Source organism: Psychrobacter sp. UBA3483, assembly GCF_002377905.1.
GTDB lineage: Bacteria > Pseudomonadota > Gammaproteobacteria > Pseudomonadales > Moraxellaceae > Psychrobacter.
In genome coordinates, this window is the sequence record NZ_DFQS01000050.1 from 23,058 (window position 1) to 45,999 (window position 22,942).

The following is a 22,942-nucleotide window of genomic DNA, read 5'->3' on the forward strand; positions in this document are numbered from 1 at the left end:
GAATAGCCATTAAAACTCGCCACTGATTTGGTAGTGAGTGGCAAAAGACTACTCACTACCAAAGCCATTTACTACTTAATAAGGTATGACTGTGTCCGCCTCTTCTACTCGTGCGCCTATAAAACCAGCGCCTATTCAGTCCTCAGACATAAACAGCAGCCCGCCACCAAGACCGAATCGTCCCAAGCCCAATCGCTTGAAGCTGACCTATGATATCGTGATGCTCATCGCCATCAGTATCGATTTATTTTTAATCAGTATTGACGCTATCTTGATGAGTAATTTTAGTAGTAATGCCGCGCAGTGGTTAAGTATGAGCGAGCCACTAAGCTGGTATCAAAACCATATTCATGACTCGTTACGGACAGCGGGCGGTTTTTTTACGCTATTCTTGATTGCCGAGCTACTCTTGCGCTGGGCGGTTGCTATTAAAGAAAAGGTGTATTACCGCTGGTTCTTTTTCCCTTTTGTGCATTGGTATGAAGTGTTAGGCTGTTTTCCGCAGCTGCGCGCGCTGCGCCTATTTCGTGCCGTGGTTATCGGGCGCCGCTTATATCAGCTAGGTTATCAAGTATTACCGCAGCCGTGGATTAATCGCATTAATTTTTATATTAATTTGCTGTTAGAAGAGCTATCTGACCGCGTCATCTTAACGACTATTCAGACTTTTCGTCAGCAACTGACCGATCCTAACACTCATAAATCCTTTATCGAATCTACCATTGCCCGCAATCGCAATGAGATTGAAGCGGCGGTGCTATCGCTACTGCGTAAAGAGCTGGCGCCCAAACTTCAAGCACTGACCGAATCATCGGGCGGCGGCACTATTGTCGCCACCGAAATGGGCAATGCCATTAAAGAGGGATTGGCCAATACGCCTGAGCTACGCCGCTATCTGCGTATGATACCTATTGCTGGGACGTTAATTGAGTCGCAGCTACAACATGTGGGGCATAATATCGGCGAAAACGTGGTATATGCACTCAACGAGCGCCTACTTGATGCCGAACGTATTGACGCGTTAATGGTTGCTATCGCCAGCGGCGTTGCTCAAATCGATACCGACAACAGCGCCCTTGATACGTTAATCTCAAGCATCATCGCCGATGGTTTGGATGAATTTGAAGCTCAAATAAAAGTTCAGCAATGGAAACATCAAGACATGCTTAATTTGTAATTTTTTCAATAAAAACCAGATTTTTTGATACTCATAATTTTGATAGTCGCACTTTCAATAACCAAACTTTGATGCTATATGCCGAGGCAAAAACGGCACATTGAACACCGCAACACGACCATTTTTGAGGATGTATATTATGACGATTTCAGACGACAACCAGCAGGTGCTTGACTCACCAGCTTTGGCATTTTATGGCAAAATGCTGACCTTTTCACGCGTGCATTTTAGCACCGATGACTTTGCGGCGATTGGCAGCCAACTTGAAACCACGCTGAGTAATAAAAATAGCAATATCCCTGTATTGATTGACAGTGAGGTTGAGCAGGATTTAGCAGCATTAGTAGAGCTGCTTTGGTCGTGGGGTTTGCAGCCTATCGGCGTGGTCACAGGTTTGCTTGATGAGCAAGCATGTAAGCTACGCTTGGCGATATTTCCAGCGGACGGCAAACGTATCGAGCGTATTTTGCCCAGTAAAAAAGCTACTACACAGTTAAGTCAAGTAGCAGCTTCTAATGACAGCGCACAAACAACACCTGTGAGCGATTCTGTCAGCCCTACTACCGATAATACTGGCTCAGCTGTAAATAGACAAGCTGCTGCCACTGCCGAGGTAAATGCAACGACTGAAACCACCTTAACGGCAGAGACGCTTATCAGCGCCGAGCATATTACCAGCCTTATTTACGATCAAATGCTGCGCTCGGGACAAAGCCTCAACCACGTCGGCGGCGATTTAATTTTGACCAACAGTGTCAATAGTGGCGCTGAAGCCATTACTGACAATAACCTGCACGTTTATGGTCGCGCTCAAGGTCGTTTAGTCGCAGGCGCAACGGGTGATAAAGATGCGCGTATTTTCTGCCAAGTCTTTAACCCCTCTCTGGTCTCAGTTGCTGGCACGTATTGCTTACGAGATAACCTACCCGAGCACGTGATTGATAAATCGGTTGAAGTGCGTTATTTAGAAGGCGAAGGCTTGGTGTTTACGGTCATGGATAACGCCTAGGTTTTATTTGCTTTTTAGAGGACTCAAAGGCGTCATTTCATCATTATCAGTTTGAGTATACTTGGGCATAAATGATAAATTGACGTTTAAATAGTATGGTTAATATTATAGTAAGTTTACTTAACAAAACTGCGCTATGATGGATTGTTAGCTCTGCCACTATTTACGCTAGACTATAGACGCGGGCGTTGAGCACAGATAATAGAGGGCGTTTTGACTCCCTATTTAGCTGATATAATCATTATCTGTAGGCAGCTTTTGCGCTTAAATACGTACTGGCTATAAGTTTTTGTATATTTATGCTAGGCTTACGCTCGCAGATAGCACATCTTGGCTAGGTAAACGCCGAGCAATTGTGCTACTTTACATCTATACTGTTTCATCTAAAATGTTTTAATTAATAAATATCCCATCAATTCATAGGAGTGTGCCATTGTGGCGAAGATTGTTGTAATCACTTCGGGTAAAGGCGGTGTGGGCAAAACCACGACCAGCGCTTCTTTTGCCGCCGGTTTAGCATTACGTGGCTATAAGACAGTTGTTATTGATTTTGATGTAGGCTTACGTAATCTAGACTTGATTATGGGCTGCGAAAATCGAATTGTTTATGACTTTGTCGATGTTATCAATGGCAATGCCCGCCTGTCACAAGCGTTGGTAAAAGACAAGCAACTAGAAAATTTATATATCCTGCCTGCCAGTCAAACCCGTGATAAAGATGCCCTGACAGACGACGGCGTCGCAGAAGTCATGGATGAGTTGTCAAAGCAGTTTGACTATATTATCTGTGACTCGCCTGCTGGTATTGAACGCGGTGCTCAGCTAGCGATGTATCATGCAGATGAAGCCATCATCGTCACCAACCCTGAAATCTCTTCGGTACGTGACTCGGACCGTATCATTGGTATCTTGCAAAGCCAAACCAAAAAAGTGATCGAAAATCAAGGTACGGTACGCGAGCATTTAATCATCACCCGCTACAACGCCGACCGTGCGGCCGCTAACGAGATGATGGATATCGATACCATCTCTAACGATATTTTAAAAGTGCCGTTACTTGGTGTGGTCCCTGAAAGTCATTCAGTGCTTGAAGCGTCTAACCATGGCGAGCCGGTGATTCATTATACCGATTCAGTGGCTGGTCAATGTTATGACGATATCGTCGCCCGTTTCTTAGGAGAAGAGCGTCCATTACGTCATATTGATGTGAAGAAAAAGAGTCTACTACAGCGCTGGTTTGGGGGTTAATGATGAGTAAGAAAAAAGGATTTTGGAGTAGCCTATTTGGTACGGATGACAGCAGCAGTGCTGGCAGTGCTAATATGGCAACTGAGCGCTTAAAAGTTATTGTTGCAAGTGAAAATCGCTTGAATAACCGTTTGACCGCTGATCGTATTGAAAAAATGAAACGTGAGATACTAGAAGTGGTCAATAAATACGTCAACGGCGTACAGATTGATGATGTTAATATCAACCATCGCTCTGAAGACAGCCTCGATGTGCTTGAGATGAATATCAGCTTACCTGAACATAAAAAGTAAACGGCATAACTTTATATTTATAGCGTTTGCTAGATAAATGCTGGCACAAAAAAAGCCCTAAGTTTCATACTTAGGGCTTTTTTATACGCGCTCTTCCCATTTTTAAGTCGTTATTTTATACGCGCCATAATATTGTCTTTTTTGATAAATTGATGATATAGCGCGGCGCCAATATGAATCAAGGTAAAAACGATAATCATCGGCCACAAAATATCGGTATGCCAGTCATTAAAAACCCGTGCCAACCCTCTATCGGGGGTGACAAAGACAGGGATTTGAAATAAGCCAAAAATATCAACGGCTCGGCCACCATACACTGACATCAGCAGCCCTGCGGCAGGCATCGCGATTAATAAGGCATATAAAGCAAAGTGTGATAATTGTGCAAGCAGCATCTGCCATTTTGGCATTGCCAACGCTGGTGGTGCTTTAGTAAACAGCCGGCTGATCACGCGGGCTATCATCCAAAACAACAAACTGACCCCAAAAGCCTTGTGTAATCCGATATAGACCTTACTATCCAGATTGTCATATAACAGTATCATGATCCAAGTGACCAGTAATAATATGGCGCTAACCCAATGAAAGATTCGACTAGCAACCGACCACTTTGTCAGATTTGAATGGATATTATTCATAGTATATTTTATCGCTTCCTATTCATCGGTACTTATTGGCGCTGACTGATGCAAATCAGATGACATTGATTACAAGCTAACGGCTGGCAAATAAGCATAACAACTATTTATCCCAGATCAAGGCTAATAACCTTATTTAGAGCTAATACTAAAGTCCATGATAAAAAGTGTCACCATGAGCAAATTAGCCATCTAAGTCAACCAATTGATGGGCAATTTTATCCAAATCTGGCACCAAGTAAACCGTATCATCAATCATCACCGCTTGGAAAAGGTAGGATAGCACAACATCTTCTTGGACACGCTGCTGAACGGTATCAATTTTGCTGTCGGTTTTAATGAAATGCTCAGGCAAATCGATATCTTTGACATCAGAAATACGCGCCTGTAGTTGGCGGAGCTCGCCTGCTGTCTGTAGCGCGATGCGATGAGCGGTGGTATTGCCTTCTAAGATAAGCATCTTGTCCGGCGTTTGATGGCGCGGCAGTAGATGGAATACAGCGACTTCTTGTTGTTGCCATTCATAAGTCCATGTATGTTCACTATACTCATCCACACTTAAAATCAAACTACTAGGGATAAGCCAATCCGGTTGGTCGTCTGCTGGAACAATCGTCACGTCGAGCATACCATTGTTGGTGGTCAATAAGCTCACGGCTTCAAATGAGTGCTTTAGAATCTGTTTCATATGTTGCTCACAATAAATGACTCCGAAGAGGCGGGCATCGCCCTTTCAGCAATATAATGGGTAAGTTTTTCTGCTAAGGCTTTGGGGCTGCCGACAAACTGACAATAACCTGAATCAATAATGGCTTGCGGCTGACTTGGACAAGCGCTTGAGCTTGGGTCTTGTGCCCACAATTGACTGTCATTATCTTGGATTAAGCTTAAATACTGCGAACCATCATTTCCCATCCCAGAGAAGATAATATTGATAAGCTCACTGCCATAGACATCACTGGTATTTTTCAAGATTTGACCGATAGCGGGCTTATAATCGCCCTCCCACCCCTGATCCATTAAGATGATACGACCAGTTGAATCGCAAACAATTTGCTTATCAATAGGTACAATGAGACATTGCCCACCGCGCAGACGCTGTGAGGAAGTTATCAGCTGACAGCGCCAGTCATTATGGCGATTGAGTATGCGTGGTAGCGTGCCTATCATGGCTTGGTTAAAATGATGAGCCAGTAAAATACTCACAGGCAAGGTGGGTGACAAATGATCTAAAAATTCTTTGACCGCGCTAGGCCCGCCCATTGAAGCACCTAAAAATACCACATAATGCCAATCGTTAGGCTCATTTTGGTAAGCCGTATTCTTATAAGCAGGACTATCTACTGTCTTACTTAATAACGGCAACCCCAGCATTTGTGCAAGCTTGCGCTTGAGTTTGCGCTGCCATTTTGCATATTGTTGGGCTTCATTAAGATAAGGCGCTTGACTAAAACCTACTAACACTGCAGCAGGCTTAGCGGCGGTGGTCGCTGTTGCCATATGCTCATCATAATCACCGTCTATGAGCCAAATATCAATCGTCACTGTATAACTGCTCAACCTACTTTTTAATTGCGCTCGTGACACACAGTCAACCAGCTGCAAACCACAACTACGCACGGTATCAGAAAAAGCCATGCGCTGATGATGATCTTCTGCCACCACCAGCACCTTGATATCATTTTTATGCTTATTCCTTAGCATTAAGGCATGGACATTATCCTTCATTGACTAAGCTAGCCTCTATACCCAATAATCCTTGGATTTTATTAAGAAGCTGGTTTTCTTGGAAAGGTTTGCCCATGTAGTCATTGACCCCAATCTCAAAAGCGCGCTCGCGATGCTTTTCACCGGTACGTGAGGTAATCATAATAATAGGCAGCTGTTGCAAACGTCGGTTATGGCGAACTTGCGACGCAACTTCAAAACCGTCCATACGCGGCATTTCAATATCGAGTAACATCAAGTCTGGCGTGGTTTCTTGTAAAATCTCAAGCGCATCGATACCATCTTTGGCAAGGACCACATTGAAACCTTGACGCTCCAAGAAACGTGAGGTCACTTTTCGTACCGTGACTGAATCATCGACAACCAAAATGGTGGTTTTAGATTCTGTACTGCTACGAACACTGATAGCAGGTTTTGCGAATTCTCTGCCTAAAGCGGCATTTCGCATCAGTGCAATAAGATCAAGAATAAGCATTACCGAGCCATCACCCATGATGGTTGCTGCTGAGATACCCGATAAATTTGAGAACTGTTGGCCTAAAGGTTTTACCACGACCTCAATACGAGACCCTGCGATTTGATCAACCTGTAGGGCCATGTTTTGTCCACTGCGGTTTTTGATAATAATCAGTGGCACGCTGGTGTTGGTATTGACGACCAGTTCATTGAGTTTATTACCTGATAAAATCTCATTTAAATAACGCACGCGATAATCGTTATCTTCAAAGTTAAGCGTCGCTGCGCCCGATTGATAATAGTCATAAATTCTTTCTGGACTGATACGTACGACGCGCTCAATCTGCACCAGCGGTATCGCATAATAGCGGTCTGCGGCGCGAACCACCAACGCATCAGACACGGCAACCGTGAGCGGCACACGCATGGTAAAGCGCGAGCCTTTACCAAGCTCTGACACCACTGATACCGAGCCGCCTAACTGACGAATCTCACTAATTACGACGTCCATACCGACACCGCGACCTGATATTTGCGTCACTTGCTTACTGGTACTTAAGCCAGCATTAAAGATGTACTGCATGATATCAAGGTCGCTTAAACTGCTGTCTTCGGCGTCAATTAAACCTTGAGAAATGGCTTTATTGCGTACTGCTTCTACATCAATGCCGCGTCCATCATCAGTTAACTGGATAATGATTTCACTACCTTCACGCAGGACTTCTAAAGTAATTTGTCCATTACGCTCTTTACCAGCTTCTAAGCGCGTTGCAACCGTTTCAATTCCGTGATCGACCGCGTTACGTAACATATGCTCAAGCGGTGAGGTAATGCGCTCCAAAATGGTTCTATCCATTTCGTCATCAGCATTGATAATCTTTAAATCAACCGATTTGTTCAGCTCATTAGCCGTTTGGCGCACGATACGCTCAAGCCTTGGCGTTAGACGGGTAAAGGGTACCATCCGCGAATTCATCAAGCCGTCTTGTAGCTCAGTTTGTGTCCGCGATAATTGTAGCAATAGACTTTCGCTATCACGCATTTTTTCAAGTAAGGTATGATTAATATCAACCAAATCCGAGGCCGACTCGGTCAAGGATTTCGAAAGTTGGTTTAGCGAAGAATACTGGTCCATCTCTAGAGGGTCAAAGCCTTCATGATTGACCAACTCATCATCAATCTGCGATAAAATCTGCGCCTCAAGCTCAATCTCCATCCGGCGCAACTGATCCGCTAGACGTTGTACAGTCGTTCCCATCTCTTCAATACTAGTGGTCAAGCTACTCATACCCATATCGATACGCGCACGGTTGATCGCTGATTCACCTGATAGATTAATCATATGCTCAATCAGACCACCTGAGATACGAATCATCTCGTTGCTACTGGCGTTCTGTTCTTGCTCAGTCGTATCAGCCACCATCGGCGGCATCTCACTGATATCTTTTTGAATATAGGTAGATTCTTGTTTTTCTTTCGCCAGTAAAATAGCATCACGCTGCGGTTGCAAAGACTCTTTTGGTATGTGCTTTAAGCTATCAGGGTTTTTACTAAATTGCTGCAGCGCCTCAATTAATAAGTCTGGCGTTGGTGGGTTCACCTGTTGCGAGAGAATAAATACCGCATCTGCCAGCCAATCGTGACAGGCTACTAGTAGCTCTAAGACTTTTTTGGTAGCAGGTCGGCGACGATCAATAAAATCGGTATAAACGGATTCCATTTCATGGGCAAGGTCAGCGATACCACTTGCGGTCACCATACGCGCGCCACCTTTTAGGGTGTGTAAGTCGCGCTGTAGGGCTTGCAATGCAACCGTATCACCGGCATCACTTAAGAATGCTTGGAGATATTCATTGCGGTTGGTCAGCGCCTCTGCTTCTTCTAAAAACACCTCTAAAATATCTGGGTCAGGTAAGCCGTTCGCCCAAGATTGTTTAATAATTCTATCTAAACTTAAGAAATCTGCCGTTTTATCGATACGATGGGTGTATTCATCGGCGCTGATTTGCGGTTCTGCAGCAGCCTGATGTTGCGGCATTGGTACAATAAGCTCAACGTCTTTTGGTAACGCTGCTGCTTTTTCAAACTGCTGCAGCTGCTCGATCAGTTCAGGCGTAAAAAATGATTGCTGATAGCGGACAATATGCGCCACTTGCAACGACAAAGTATCTTGCACGACTTGCATAATTTCAAGCCACTGCGCCGTTGGCGTACGTCTTGCTTCAACGAACGCCTCATAAATGCTCTCCGCTTCATGGGTCAAATCGCCAATACTGCGTATGCCTGCCATACGCGCACCACCTTTGATGGTATGCAAGTGGCGCTGTAAAACCTTTAAGGTATTGATATTGCTGATATCAGCACGCCATTTACTAAAGCTATCATGGAGCGCATCATCAAGCTCTTGCGCTTCTTCTAAAAAGATTTCTAATAGCTCAATATCGGTATCGATGGTTTCAAGTGCAAGCTCAGGTGCAGCAACACTTTGCACTGTGCCCTTAGCCTCTTCTTCAGCCTCTTTATCAATATCAGTATGTCCTGCAGTACCTGCTTCTGCATTGCTATTGATATCGTCACTTTGAGCAATATTTTTTAGCTGCTCAATAACCTGCCCATCAATTTTCAATGAGGTGCTACCCGCTAAAGCATCAAATAAACCAACTAGCTGACCATGACCTGCAAGTAAAGCGGCTTGGATATCAGTATCACGGGGTTTTTCAGGATGATGACTTAAATAAGTATAAGCATTTTCCAATTCGCTAAGAATTAAAGCAAACTTTGGTACATCTTGTGCTTTGCTGGCTAGATGCTTTATCTGTGAGATTTGCTTTGCTATATAACTTTGAATCTGTTCTTGCTCTGCATTATTAAAGACCGCTTCTAACTGCCATTCTGCATCTAGTAGCTCATTGATATTATCCTCTAATAATTGGCTTATCGTTGGTCTATCATCGGCTGAGTCTTCGTCATCGCTAACGGCGTACTGCTCACCAAGCATAGCTTGTAAAGAAGCAATATCTCGCTGACTTTGCGCCTCTTCTAACGAAACCTCTTGCTCCTGAACGTCTCGTTTATAATTAGCTAGATAGCCTTCAATCAGCGTCACAGACTGAGCGAGCGCTTTTAAATGCTGAGCATTCATCGGCGTGTCCTGTTGCTGCAAAAGCTCCAAACTTTGCTCTATCGTCGTGCCAACCTCACTGATTGCCGTTAAAGCACTAGCGCCAGACGCTGCTCTTAGGGTATGAAAAGCGCGAACAATTTCATCACTCACGGCGACATAAGGCTCGTCTTGGTGATCAAAGACAAAATCTTTAACGCTCTCTAACAGCTCTTCGGCCTCTTCAACAAAAATATCGAAAAAGGCTTGTTCCTCTTCGCTTTGAGGCGTCAACACGATGGGGGTTTCGGCCATTTTTTCATTTACCGAATGAATGGTTCGCAGCGTACTATCAATGCTACTGTTACTTTCGGCAATGTCATAAGCAGTGTCATCAGCACGTTCTTGATCTGTATTTTTAACATCAGAATATTGCGCTGTGCTTATGTCCTGCTGTTGCTCAGAATCATCAAATAGTTGATCATGTAGCGTGCGGTAGCTGAATTCACCACCCAACTGCTTACTATAAGCCTGAGCACAAGCCACCCATAACGGTACAAGTGCAGGATAATCTTGACTGTCATTTTCAAAGGTAGTTAACAGCGTTGGATAAGCCGCTAACACATCACCAATAAGCTGCTGTATGTCTGCAGACGCTACAACTGTATTATCTAAAATACGGTTGAGCATATTTTCTATCGACCAGGCTAACTCGGCGCTATAATTAGCACCAACCATACGACCCGAGCCTTTTAGAGTATGGAAACCGCGACGAATATCAGCTAACTGGCTTAAGTTATCAGGAGTAAGCTGCCAATGCTCGTATAAGGGCACAATTTCTTCTAGAACTTCATTGGCTTCTTCTATAAATATCTCTTTGATATCAGGATCAGCATCGTTAGCATCTGTCGGTAGCGACTGCGCCGCTGCCATAAATGGGATTAATACGTCTGGTATCTCTAAATCCGTTAATGAGGCTGAAAAGTCTGTTTTTACTTCAAAGACTTCGTCAAAGTTGCTAACAGAGTCCTTTATGTCTAGAGTATCAACTTGTTCGATATTTAAGAGTCGCTCATCTGTCGATTGCGCACCCTCATCTAGTACCGCATTATTTTTTTCAACCTTACCTGTAAAGAAATTACCATCAAATGTCTCTAAACCTGTATTGATAGGCTGCTGACTTATTAAGTTACTGCTTTGCAAAATAGTAATGGCTGGATCAAAACTTGGTGGGTTCTGTGCTGCAAAATCCGCCAACATCGCTGGTAGACGTTTAGTGGTTTCTGTGACGAGTACCACGACCTCATCGGTCACTGGTAGGGTTTTGTCCAATAGACGGTTGAGTAGGTTTTCAATAGACCACGCCATCTCACTGATACTAAAAGCACCAACCATACGCCCTGACCCTTTTAAGGTATGAAAGCCTCTGCGCACTTCAGTTAATGGCGTTAAATCTTGCGCATCTTGCTGCCAAATGGGTAAAAAATCCTTTAAATCGGCAACAACCTCTTCAACCTCTTCGATAAATATCTCGCGAATATCTTCATCCACATCAAAGTTATCGGGCTTAAGCTCACTACGAGCATTTAATAAAGCGGCGCTTTGCTTTTTATCGCTATGGTATGTGTTATCGGTTGAATCAATGTCTTCATTAGCAGCAGTAATAGGCGCAATCTCGCCACTATCATCGTAGCGCAGTACATCATTTGTCGCTTGCTTTTGCGTTAAAAAGGTATCATTAACGGTTTCAGGCGCAGCTATATAGCCACTAAGTAGTGTCGCCGCCTTGTCGATATATTCGTGAGCTTTGGTCAATAAAAGCTGATCGAAGACCTGCTGCGCAAGATAGTCGAGCAGCAATTCGATAGAGGTTAAACCTTCGGCTAAGGCCTCGGTGACATCCCAGCTCAGTACGGCAACATCATGAGTGGTTAACTGATCGAATATATTTGCCATTTTATCGGTCGCTTGGCGGATAGATGACAGGCTCATACTGTCAAAAGCTTCGCCAATGTTAGAAAAATCTACAGCGTCTGGTAATAGGACTAGGTCTTGGCGCTGAATATAATCACTAAAGCCTTGCTTAACGTCTTCAACCGCAATACGCAGCTCGCGCAGCTCTTTATCGTCCGTCTTAATTTGGTGGCTACTTTCTACTTGCACGCTATCCATGTCATCATGAGTAATGACGTCAGCCGCAGGTATAAAAGAAGCTGCGCTTCCTATTTTACTTAAGATAATTTGTTCGGTATTGTAGATAGCATTGTATAATTCTTGAAGACGCTGCTCAATTTGCCACTGCTGTTGTGATTGCTCTTCTACCACTCCAGTTTGAGCAATTAAGTCACGTTCTATATCTGCTAGGATAGATGTTGCTTGCGAGGCAAACAATGTCCAACCACGACTTTCTAGCTGATTGCTGATTTGTTGTAGTGGTTTAATTAGGGTTTGCGGTTTATCAAGGCTAAAAACAAGTGTATCAATATCACTTAAAATACGCGGTAAAAAGCGTGTTTCGACCTCTTTTGGCGCTATGCTTTGCAGCATAGCTTGCGTGCTATCACTCTGTTTGGCAAAGCTACTGATTTCGATATAAATATTTGCTACCAGCTCGTTGATAATACTCGGCGATAGCGCTTTTTGATGGCTACTCGACTCTATTAACGCATCTAACTGACTCAATAGCGCAGCGTAATACTTAGGTCGCGGCGTTTCATTATGGGCAAGGTCATGTAGCCAAGCTTCAGTCAAATACCAAAGACGCTGCAAATCGGCATCTGCGGCGGTTTGCCATAAGTATTGACCGACTTTCTCTAAAATCGCCAGTATAGAAGCGTCATTGGTGTCAGCAGCAAGTAACGCTTGCACTTGTTGACGCCAAACCAATAGCAACTGCTGATACTGCGCCTGGTCTAAACTGACCATTGCCGTACTGACGGGTAGCGCAATATCAATAATATCGTTAGTGGCAATGCTAGCAAGACTGTCCTCTTTAGAGTCTAAAGCAGCGTCTACAAGGTGATCAGTCGCTATATCATAACGTGCTAAGAATTGGGTAAGCTCAGCTGATGTTTTATTTATAAAAGCTCTATGGAAATTGCCCGTACGCGCGTAGTAAACCAGCTCACGTGTAAGCAGTCGATGCCCTACTTGACCAATACGGCTGGCATCAGCACCGAAATTGTCTATTTCTGCCCCTGCAAGTAAGCTGAGCTTAGTGGCTAAACTAGCCAATATCGGCAAGTTAATCATGGTCAAAGCGCCACCAATCTGATGATAGCTCTGTGCCATCTGCTCATAATCAGCGCTTTTTTTACCCAATTGCCAGCCATCAGCTATCTGTGATAATTGCTGATCAAACAGTGGCAATAACCACTCAAGTGTCACCATGTCGTTGGGCTGGTTTTTCATAGATATATCCTAACTCGTCTAGGCGCTAATTTAAGCACTGGTTTTTTGCCAGGCGTTAATCTGTGGGTGTGCAATACGGCGCATGTTTGAAGGACGCCAAAATAACGCCTCACCTGGAGCCAATATAATATAACCGCCTACTGCGCACTGCTCTGATAGCCGCGCTAATATATCGCGCTGATCAAACTTACGAAAATAAAGCAGCATATTTTGGCAGACAATGACTTGTTGTAAATGCGGCGTCGGCGGTTTTTTATCGATAATGTTGTGTAAAGCAAAGCGTACATGCTGTTTTAGCGTTGGCATCACCTGCCAGTGGGCCCGAGCGTTTTTCTCTGTATTTTTTTGCATAGACACAGGCAGAAAACGTAATTCTTCAACGATACTTGCTGGCCGTAATGGTTGAATAAATTGCTGGCAATCCTGCGGAATTAAAGCCCGTTGTTTTTTATCATACTGACCTAAACGTGCTTTTTTTAAAGCTTGCTGACTGACGTCAGTCCCTAATATACGGTAATTAGTCAGCTGCTTTGCGGCCAAACTCATGGCCAGCGACCAAGTTTCTTGCCCACTGGCACAGCCGACGCTCCAGATACGGAATGAATCATCAGGATTGCTGGCATCAATACTAGCGCTGCTATCATTAGCATAGCAGCTAGTACTAGCAGCGATTAGCTGCTCTCGTTGCCACTGCAAGGCGTAATCAGTGATAAACTCTATAGAGGGCAAATGGCGAAAAAAGCGACTTTCATGAATGAGCACTTTATCTAACAATTGCTGGCGCAGCTCATGATTAATCGGCAACTGATTCCATAATTGTATGATGCTCAAACCACAGGCCAGTGCCGTTTGACTGACGGCGTTGACCAACCATTTACGTTGAACATTTGGCAATATAAAACCAATCTCTTGTTCTATATAGCGCTGCCATTGCTCAGTATCAAAAGCAACATCATCCCATAAAGCCTCAACTGCCAAAGCGTCAGCTTTATTTATCATCAGACTGTCTTTTTGAGTATGATTATTCACGTGACCTGCTATTAATAGTGTTGTTCAACAGAAAACAACGAGTAGCGCAACCGGTTGGTTAATATTTCAATATCACAATCATAAACTGATAACTAGAGATTATATCGCTCATAATTAATTACCAAGTAGTGCTTACTTACATTACATGCTCGCCGAGACGTTTTCATCAACCTCTGAATACTCATCTTCGCTAAGCTCTTGCTCCAACTGCTCGTCATCATTAGAGATCTTAAAGCCTGTGACCGACTCTTGCAGTGCCGCCGCCATTTCGCTCAGCTCACCAATAGAGCGCGCTGTCGCCATCGAACCAGACGAGGTTTGTGAGGTAATGTCTTGAATAATATTCATGGTATGCGAGATATGACCTGCAGACTCGGCCTGTTGTAGCGCGGCGTTAGAGATGTTTTGAATCAGGTCCGCCAAGGTATTAGAAACCGTTTGTACCTCTTCTAGTGCTTCACCCGCATCTTTTGCCAAACGGGCACCACGTACTACTTCAGAAGTTGTTGATTCCATCGACATAACCGCTTCACTGGTATCGGCCTGAATGGTTTTTACCAGCGTTTCAATCTGTTTGGTTGCATTGGCTGAACGCTCAGCGAGACGCTGAACCTCATCAGCAACAACCGCAAAGCCTCGACCTGCTTCCCCTGCCATTGATGCCTGAATTGCGGCGTTCAATGCCAGAACGTTGGTTTGGTCAGCAATATCGTTAATCAGACCAACGATATCACCAATCTCTTGCGAAGACTCGCCCAAGCGTTTGATACGTTTTGAGGTTTCTTGAATCTGATCGCGAATTACGTTCATACCTTCTATCGAGCGCTGTACAACTTCCGCGCCGTTATAAGCAATGGCAACCGAACGCTGTGCAACCGTCGCCGATTCTGAAGCGTTATTTGAAACTTGGTCAATCGAGACCGTCATCTCATTAATCGCCGCAGATACTCCAGCAATTTCTTGTGCTTGGTGCTCTGAGGCTTCAGCAAGCTCAACTGCATTCATCTGCGTTTGCTCTGAGGACTGCGAGACACGCTCAGCAGTACTGTTAATAACCAGTACCAATTGGCGTAATTGGTCAATTGCGAAGTTAACAGAGTCAGCAATCGCACCGGTAAAATCTTCCGATACCGTTGCGTTTACTGTCAAGTCACCATCTGCCAAATCGCCTAACTCATCTAGTAGACGCAAAATTGCAATCTGGTTACGCTCGTTCTCTTCTTGAATTTGGCGCGCGCGCTCAGACTCCGCTTCTGCTTCTTGACGACGGCGTAAGGTTTCTTTTTCAATCAATAAACGTTCGGAGCCGCCACGTTGTTTGAGTAACTGGTATAAAGCAAATAAAATGCCAAGCACACCTATCACAAAAACAATCACTGGTAAGATGACCGATTGATTAAAATTGGTTAAATATTGACTGACCGACGACAATGAATTGACCAGCCAAAACAGACAGGCCACGCTCACTAAAGCGCAAAGCCCTAGTAACAGCTTCCATTTACTATTAGCATCTGTCGTTGTTTTATTCGTACCAGCTACAGGGTTGTTTATAACATCACTCATCGTGCCTATTCCTTTCAAACAATCGTCAAAGTCGTATCGTGACTGACTCTGAAATCATATTGTCATCAAAACAACAGTGATTCACAAAGCCTGTATAAATGCTGACATCTCATCAAACCATGTCAGCCTTTGTTCTTTTCTTGCATTAACAAACACCCCGTTTGATAACCGACTTGTTTGTTAAAGTTTAGGTATTTACTAAAAATAGATATTTAGTAAACATCGTTAATCATTAAAAATGACTAGATGGCAGCATCGGTATATTGCAAATCCTGTGCCAGTAAGCTTGGCATAAACACATACCAATCTTGCTCATCTTTGACAAACTTACCATGATTATAAGGCGCAAACGGCGAGCTAGAGTCAAGCGCTTCTGCCCGATATTGATCTTGCGTAAACTGCTCAATACCCAGCACCTGATCGACCAGTAGCCCTGAAAATACATTATCGTGATCTATCACAATGACCTTACGCTGGCTCATTTGCGTCAATCGGCTAGGTACTTGTAAAAACCGTGACAAATCGGTTAACGGCAACAAGCGCCCGCGGATGTTAGCGATGCCCAGCATCCAAGGCTTTACTAAAGGTAAGCTGGTATATTCTGGCATGGACAATACTTCTGATACTTGACCCATTGGCGCCACCAAACGTTGACCACCAATTTCAAATACCACGCCTTGCCAATCAAACTCCTTGCCGCCGCGGCGACCACTTTTACGCGCGCGTGCTAAGTCTGCTATACGCAGCAGCTCAATAAATCCTCTGGATGCCACAAGCTACCCCATTACTTTACGAATTATCTGGACCAAACCACTTTCATCAATCGGTTTGGTGATATATTCTTTAGCGCCTTGACGCTTGCCCCATACTCTATCTGTTTCTTGATTTTTGGTACTGATCATAATAATAGGGATATGAGCAGTCGTTTTACCGCGCGTAATTTTGCGGGTTGCCTGAAAACCATTCATCTCAGGCATCACCACGTCCATCAAGATGACGTCTGGTAGATGGTCGGCTGCCATCTGACAGCCCTGCTCTCCATTGCTCGCTTCTAATACTTGAAAGTTATTTTTAGAAAGCATGTCGCGAAATTTCGCCATCTCAGATGGCGAGTCGTCAATGACTAAAACAGTAGTCATAGGTGTTTCCTTTATTTTCGATGATATCCATTAGGATATATTGTTAAAACAAACCGATTAAAAATAAATCGCATTGATTGAATGCCAATATGATTTACATCAAGATAAAAATTAAGCAGCAAGCACTCACTGTTAACCTAAATAACCGAGCTTATAATCTATTTTTTATAGCAGGTTTTTGACGCGCTACTATTGACGTTACTGATTATTTAACGATATTGGTTAATCGCCTCAAAAAGCTCATCTTTACTAAATGGTTTGGTCAGATACTCATCAGAACCAACAATGCGGCCGCGAGCTTTATCAAACAAACCATCTTTCGATGACAGCATAATCACCGGTTTGCTCGCATAATCTGGATTATTTTTTATCAAGGCACAAGTCTGATAACCATCTAAACGTGGCATCATGATATCTACAAAAATGATATCTGGATTATTATCAACAATCTTCGCTAAAGCATCAAAACCGTCAATGGCGGTGACGACTTCACAACCCGCTTTTTGCAATAAAGTTTCTGCGGTACGGCGAATGGTTTTTGAGTCATCGATTACCATCACTTTTAAACCATCAAAATTATTTTCCATTATCTCTGTCCTATAAACGACTATTTATTCGGGGTGCTATTTATGAATATGAACGATCACACTAAGATACTAATGCAAGCGAGGCGACGAATACAAGAAAATAAGCCGTTATCTCAATTAAGCCATTAGCGTTTGTCGTATAAAAAAATAGCTAAGTTTTTACGCAAAGTAACTGCCTATTCGCTAAGCATTGATAATAGCGCGTTATCATCCGTCACTATACGCACTTTAGGGCCAATTATCTTAGCCATTTGCGCGACATTTTAAGTTTTTTTGATGCTTTATGATAGCCATACTAGCTTGCGCAAACGTACCATCCAGTCATAACTGCAAATGCTTATTTTTCAATTCTTCCGCTTCCCAATTACCCTTATAATCGTTGTTAAAATGGCGCTAAAAGCAACGTGGAATGATTAAGCAGGAAATAATTCCTTTAAAACAGCAATTTCAACATAAACTCTTTTAAAATAAGCCCTTTTAAATGGGAACCTGCACAATCTTTAAAACGGTTATATTTTGGACATTATATAGAAGTAGCGCACACCTTACCGAATAATTTTCTTTTGTCATAAAAATGTATCAATATATTTTATTATGTTCGTTTTAGCACAGTTATGAGCGCATTTCCAGTCATTTAATGAATTTATGTTCAAATAAATATTGGTAAATTCAGCACTCTGGCCGAATTTCCCTTATTAACTATGATGATCACTAACTATTTGTTTTTACGCGTTATCTATCGCGTGATACATAGATAGGCTGAAATTCGCCGCTCGAAATCAGTAGATAACAGTAATCATTTCACCCCATCAAAATTCCCTATATAATAAAAATTCGTTGACAAGGGTGATCGGTATGACAGGTTTTATAAATTTAAGGCGTTTCAGTGCTAAATTTTCAAGTACCATACTTTTAGCTTTTAGCCCATTAAAAAAGAGCGCTTGTCTTTTGAGCACGGCGCTGCTTATCGCCTGCCAGCCCTCCCCGCCTACCTCAGAACCTGTCACAGCTGAAAATAGCGAGGCCTTTGACACGCCCCTGCTCATACGTGCTGATAGCATTACGATGACCTCTGATCATATCCTAAGCGTCAAACCAACCCGTTATCAGCCGAGCCTTGGTTTAGAAGGTCAGATTGAACCTATCAAACAGGTAAACCTAATTGCTACCCAAGCACTAACGGTGGAGCAGGTGTTGGTGAAAAAAAATCAACGGGTCGAAAAAGGCGCACCGTTATTCACCGTTCGACGTCAAGCAGCGCCTATTGAATCAACAGAGTCGTTTGAACCAGCCACTAATAAAACAACAACTTCTTTAGAGGTAAAAGGTGAAGTAGTCGATAATAAAGGTGCGGCCACTGAATCCAAAGCATCTGCCATTAATCATACTGAAGAGACGCCAGATGATATTGCTACTAATAACATCAATACGATAAAACCCAGTGCAGAAAAGGCCGATGAGGATAAGAAAGAAAATCTTGCTAATACAAGCCGTCACGACTTAAACGATAATCAAACTTCTACAAATACGAAAACGGTGAATAACTTGATAACAGTACGAGCAAGCTTTGCAGGCCGCATCGAAAAGCTATACCTCAAAAGCGGTCAAGAGATCGCACCGCGTCAGCCACTACTAAAGCTTAGTGATGGGACGGCGCTGCATTTTAGCGCAAGCTTACCGATTGAAGCCAAATCACAAATCTCCGTTGGACAAACGGTTAACTTCACGGCGGAAGGCTTGATTGATAAATTTACCGGTCAAGTCAGTAAGCTGACAGTTACTGAGCTACCAAAGCAGCTGTTGGTGTATGTCAATGTGGTTGATAATGAAGTCAGTCGCAACCAAATAAGACCTGATATGCAGGTGACTGGGCGCGTTGACTACGGACAAATAGAAGTTGGAACCATTGTTCCTAAGCGCGCGCTGCACAATGTCGACCTGACGGTGCTGCACAAACCGCCTTATAAGCCGCTGCGTCCTTTGCGTGCCAATGTCTGGATTATCAAACAAGATCAGCGCTTGACGCGCCAACCTGTCGAAGTCATCGAGTATGACCCTTTGACTAAGCAGTATTTAATTGCCGGTATTACCAATGACAGTTTGATTTGTTTGGCGAATTTACCGGTGGAATCTGAAGGCAAAAAGGCGGTGGTTTCATAATGTCCAGAGCCAGTAGTTACATTGTGTAGAAACATTAACAAAGCATGTCTTGTTTAATAACATCCTGATTAGGCAATATAGCGTAAAATAGCAACGATTAAGCCTTTATCTAAAACTGAGGCTATTGGAAACTAAGGGCGTGCTTATTTATAAAAGCAAATTTATAAAGATAGAATTTGTAGAAGAACACTTGGTAGCAATACTTTAAAAAAGCATTTTGCATAAACTATAACAACAACTAGAGGAAAAATTATGAGCAAGCAGATTTTACTAATCGAAGATGATCCAGATTTAGCCGAGTTAATCAGCGATTATCTGACCATGAACTATTATGATGTACATCATGCAGGGCTGGGTCAAGAAGGCTTAGACTTGTTGGACGCTAAAGAGCGCGATATTGATTTGGTGGTGCTAGATTTGATGTTGCCTGATATGGATGGCATGCAGGTTTGTCAGAAGATACGTGGCAACAAAAACAACATGACCAATAAAGTGCCGATTATCATGCTAACGGCAAAAGGCGATACTACAGACCGTGTATTAGGTCTAGAGATGGGCGCCGATGATTATATTGCCAAACCATTTGAGCCACGCGAATTACTCGCGCGTATTCGTGCCGTCATTCGTCGTCATGAGCAGCCAAATCAAGCTGACAGCCAGTCAGACAGCTTAACCTTTGGTCGTTTAAGCGTTTTTCCTGACAGTCATGAAGTCACTATCGATGACCAACCTGTGCGCTTGACGACGCATCAGTTTCAGCTGCTGCATTATTTTGCTACCCACTCGGGCAAAGTATTAAACCGTGAGCAATTATGGCAAGCGATGCCAAACGATGACAGTTCGGATAACATTGATCGCGCCATTGACGTGCATATTTCGCGTCTGCGTGCTTTAATCGAAGACAATCCGCGCCAGCCAAAACGTATCATTACCGTACGCGGTGTGGGTTATCAGTTCGCCACCGATCAGGTATAGTTAGCACATGCAATCAAACGCTATTAAACTAAGCCCGTATTGCAATAAAGTTATTAAAATAACGTGAATAAAATGGTTATAAGCGTTTGATAATAGAGATGATTTAATGCAACAACTGGGTTTTCGTTCCGTATTTGCCAAACTATTTGCCAGTGTGATGCTGGCACTTATCTTATTTGCGGTAGCGATGGTGTTATTGACCCAGTTGGTACATGACAAAGACGCTGGTATTCGCTCGGAGATATTAGCCACACAAATTTTGGGCCAAATAGACCCATTTTTGCATGAGTTAAATATTGCCGTTAGCAAGGACAACCGTTTACAAGCGCGCTTTATGCTAGCGGTGGTCAAAAAGAGCTTTGACATTTTTGATGAATCATTGCAAGCAAAAATGGGGCTATATGACAATGAAGGTCATTTGCTCATGCAAAGTGACAACAGTGATTTGCCGTTAGAATTACCTGCGCCGCCCTCGCTATTGGCGCGCGTCTTTCCCTCATTTGCCGAAACCTCTCCAACCAAGCAAGCCCAAGTTTATAGTAGCACCGGTTATACGCTATTATACGAATCACGCTTGCCGCCTAAAAAACCTGTCCTCTCTGCCGCCTTAAACTTATTTACCGGTACCTTACTGCTGCTGCTTATCATGGCAGGGGTGCTTTGGTGGATTGCCCGTACCATTACTTGGCGTATCAATCAGATGAGCCAACAAATGGCGCAATTGGGCGATGGCGACTTTACAGTGCGGGTCAATGCGCGTGGTAATGATGAGATTGCATCGCTTGCTCGTGGCTTTAACCAAGCGGCACAAAAAATTGAACACTTAATCAATGCCAATAATCTTCTATTGGCACACGCTTCGCACGAGCTGCGCACCCCTATCACCCGTATCCGTTTACAGATTGAGATGATGGATATGCTGGCAGGAGCATTGCCGAGCGATACCAAAGAAAAATTTGATAAGCGCGCCCAAGCCATCAATCGCGATTTGTCTGGATTAAACGACTTGGTCGAGAGTATTTTGCTGGTCAGTCGTTTAGATGCTGGACACGCGTTACAACAAGTTGAGCATTTAGACTTATATGACTTAGTAAACCAAGAGCGCCAGCATTATCCTGAAGCAACCTTGATTGGCGAGCATATCGTTATCGATGGTCAATCATCGATGCTGACTCATTTAATACGTAACCTATTGACTAATGCTATGCTGCACGGCAAGCCGCCTGTTACGGTATTACTTTACGGCGTGCAAACGCTGGATGAAGCTGACGCTATTCCCGATTATCTTTTGCAAACCATACTTTGCAGCAGTTTTATCGATTATAACAGCTCAGATTTTGATTCTTATGATGAAGAAGCGCCTGATAGCAACCATGCGCTTGAAACTGATCAAAACGCCCAGCAAAATGCTGACGCCACAATTACTAACGATAATATTGTTACTAGAGATAATAAAGGCACCTCAACCTTAACGTCGACGGAAGAAGCATCGGCCGCAGCGTTACTACCTGCGCCAGTGATTTATAAAAATGGTGAAAGTATCACTGCGGACGCTGAGATTGATGGCAACACGAATAGTGATAACAGCACAGATACTGATAATTCATCGATGGCAAAAACTGTTGACTCATCTAATGAGCTAAACAATGACCTAAATAGCACCACTGAGATAAAAACCTTTGTTGAGCCGTCGTTATTACTTACCTATCAGCGCTTTACCACCGATTTGACAGAAAAAATTAAAAAAGTTATTTGGCGGGCGGTTCCTAAACAACAAGATACCTCCATTGGCGATATCAACGATAAAGCTATCAATAAAGAGGGAGAAGAAGCGGATAAAAGCGTTAGTACTGAGAAGGATGACGCTAAAAGTGTCTCTAAAGACCATAATAAAGACAACGGTAATAAAGAGAACGGCGACACGTCAAACGCTACCCGCAAAGAGGGCATATTTAGTAAGCATCTCAAAAAACCGAAAGCTGAGCCAACACGCCCGCTACCGAAATTTGCGGTGCTGGCGGTGATTGATGAAGGCGAAGGTATCCCCGAAAATAAACGCGAAGAAGTCTTTAGCCCCTTTGTACGCTTACAGCAAAAAAACAAAGGCTCAGGGCTTGGCTTGTCGTTGGTTGCTCAAATAGTAACGGCGCACCAAGGCCGTATCATTACAGATACCATCAATGGTCATACGCGATTTTTAGTGGTATTACCCGTTAAGCACGACCCTCATTATCAGCATGACAGCCGTCACTAATCTCATCAGCTAACCAAGCTACAGCCAAGATTATCCGTTAATCATGGATGTCCATATCCAAAACGCTGCATAATATGCTATATTAGCGCCCCTTATTATAGGGTTATTGAAGGTTGATTTTAATTTGCGCACAAATACGCAAAAGAGCCTGCAACCGCTTCATAGCCATTAAAAT

The 22,942-nt window shown here is 43.4% G+C and carries 15 protein-coding genes and 1 pseudogene; 7 read left to right on the forward strand and 9 right to left on the reverse strand.

Translation table 11 applies throughout. From position 1 onward, the window contains the following. Positions 1-91: 91 nt before the first annotated feature. From B2866_RS09075 to minE, 4 genes are all read left to right on the forward strand, one after another. Positions 92-1,177, forward strand: coding sequence for a hypothetical protein (locus B2866_RS09075; RefSeq protein WP_313474216.1), 1,086 nt, complete (start codon positions 92-94; stop codon positions 1,175-1,177). A 139-nt stretch (positions 1,178-1,316) separates the two neighbouring features. Further along, positions 1,317-2,186 (forward strand): septum site-determining protein MinC, encoded by an 870-nt coding sequence (gene minC, locus B2866_RS09080; RefSeq protein ID WP_296193115.1) that lies wholly within the window; start codon positions 1,317-1,319, stop codon positions 2,184-2,186. A gap of 435 nt (positions 2,187-2,621) precedes the next feature. Then, positions 2,622-3,434 carry a septum site-determining protein MinD gene (gene minD, locus B2866_RS09085; protein ID WP_286797042.1) on the forward strand — a complete coding sequence of 271 codons (813 nt, stop codon included), beginning with the start codon at positions 2,622-2,624 and terminating at the stop codon, positions 3,432-3,434. Between the two features lie 2 nt (positions 3,435-3,436). Beyond that, on the forward strand, positions 3,437-3,727 hold the full coding sequence (gene minE / locus B2866_RS09090) for a cell division topological specificity factor MinE (protein ID WP_200661789.1): 291 nt from the start codon (positions 3,437-3,439) through the stop codon (positions 3,725-3,727). 110 nt (positions 3,728-3,837) lie between these two features. Here minE and B2866_RS09095 read toward each other — a convergent pair whose 3' ends face one another. The 9 genes and pseudogenes from B2866_RS09095 to pilG all read right to left on the reverse strand — a co-directional run bounded on the left by B2866_RS09095 (position 3,838) and on the right by pilG (position 17,378). Beyond that, positions 3,838-4,365: a cytochrome b gene (locus B2866_RS09095; protein ID WP_296193127.1), complete on the reverse strand. Its 528-nt coding sequence runs from the start codon at positions 4,363-4,365 to the stop codon at positions 3,838-3,840. A gap of 184 nt (positions 4,366-4,549) precedes the next feature. Continuing rightward, positions 4,550-5,053, reverse strand: a complete 504-nt coding sequence (locus B2866_RS09100) for a hypothetical protein (RefSeq protein WP_296193130.1) — start codon at positions 5,051-5,053, stop codon at positions 4,550-4,552. Next, entirely contained in the window at positions 5,050-6,027 is a 978-nt protein-coding gene (locus B2866_RS09105; RefSeq protein WP_296193133.1) for a chemotaxis protein CheB, read from the reverse strand. The genes B2866_RS09100 and B2866_RS09105 overlap by 4 nt, the downstream gene beginning before the upstream one ends. A 55-nt stretch (positions 6,028-6,082) precedes the next feature. Beyond that, a complete protein-coding gene (locus B2866_RS09110) occupies positions 6,083-13,060 on the reverse strand; it encodes an Hpt domain-containing protein (RefSeq protein ID WP_296193136.1) in 6,978 nt (2,325 codons plus the stop codon). 30 nt (positions 13,061-13,090) lie between these two features. Continuing rightward, entirely contained in the window at positions 13,091-14,089 is a 999-nt protein-coding gene (locus B2866_RS09115; protein WP_296193139.1) for a CheR family methyltransferase, read from the reverse strand. Positions 14,090-14,314: 225 nt separating this feature from the next. After that, positions 14,315-15,319, reverse strand: a pseudogene (locus B2866_RS09120) (methyl-accepting chemotaxis protein); the annotation flags it as partial. A 575-nt stretch (positions 15,320-15,894) separates the two neighbouring features. Beyond that, positions 15,895-16,425 (reverse strand): chemotaxis protein CheW, encoded by a 531-nt coding sequence (locus B2866_RS09125; RefSeq protein ID WP_200661782.1) that lies wholly within the window; start codon positions 16,423-16,425, stop codon positions 15,895-15,897. Positions 16,426-16,428: 3 nt separating this feature from the next. Next, positions 16,429-16,791: a response regulator gene (locus B2866_RS09130; RefSeq protein ID WP_200661781.1), complete on the reverse strand. Its 363-nt coding sequence runs from the start codon at positions 16,789-16,791 to the stop codon at positions 16,429-16,431. A 209-nt stretch (positions 16,792-17,000) separates the two neighbouring features. Further along, the gene (gene pilG / locus B2866_RS09135; RefSeq protein WP_045453505.1) at positions 17,001-17,378 is read right to left on the reverse strand and encodes a twitching motility response regulator PilG; all 378 of its coding nucleotides are present in this window, start codon (positions 17,376-17,378) and stop codon (positions 17,001-17,003) included. 948 nt (positions 17,379-18,326) lie between these two features. On the opposite strand from pilG, the gene B2866_RS09140 reads away from it, so the two are divergent. The 3 genes from B2866_RS09140 to B2866_RS09150 all read left to right on the forward strand — a co-directional run bounded on the left by B2866_RS09140 (position 18,327) and on the right by B2866_RS09150 (position 22,767). Next, the gene (locus B2866_RS09140; protein WP_296193149.1) at positions 18,327-19,538 is read left to right on the forward strand and encodes an efflux RND transporter periplasmic adaptor subunit; all 1,212 of its coding nucleotides are present in this window, start codon (positions 18,327-18,329) and stop codon (positions 19,536-19,538) included. 252 nt (positions 19,539-19,790) lie between these two features. Next, on the forward strand, positions 19,791-20,513 hold the full coding sequence (locus tag B2866_RS09145; RefSeq protein WP_068403530.1) for a response regulator transcription factor: 723 nt from the start codon (positions 19,791-19,793) through the stop codon (positions 20,511-20,513). Between the two features lie 106 nt (positions 20,514-20,619). Continuing rightward, on the forward strand, positions 20,620-22,767 hold the full coding sequence (locus B2866_RS09150; protein WP_296193154.1) for a sensor histidine kinase: 2,148 nt from the start codon (positions 20,620-20,622) through the stop codon (positions 22,765-22,767). Positions 22,768-22,942: the final 175 nt, after the last annotated feature.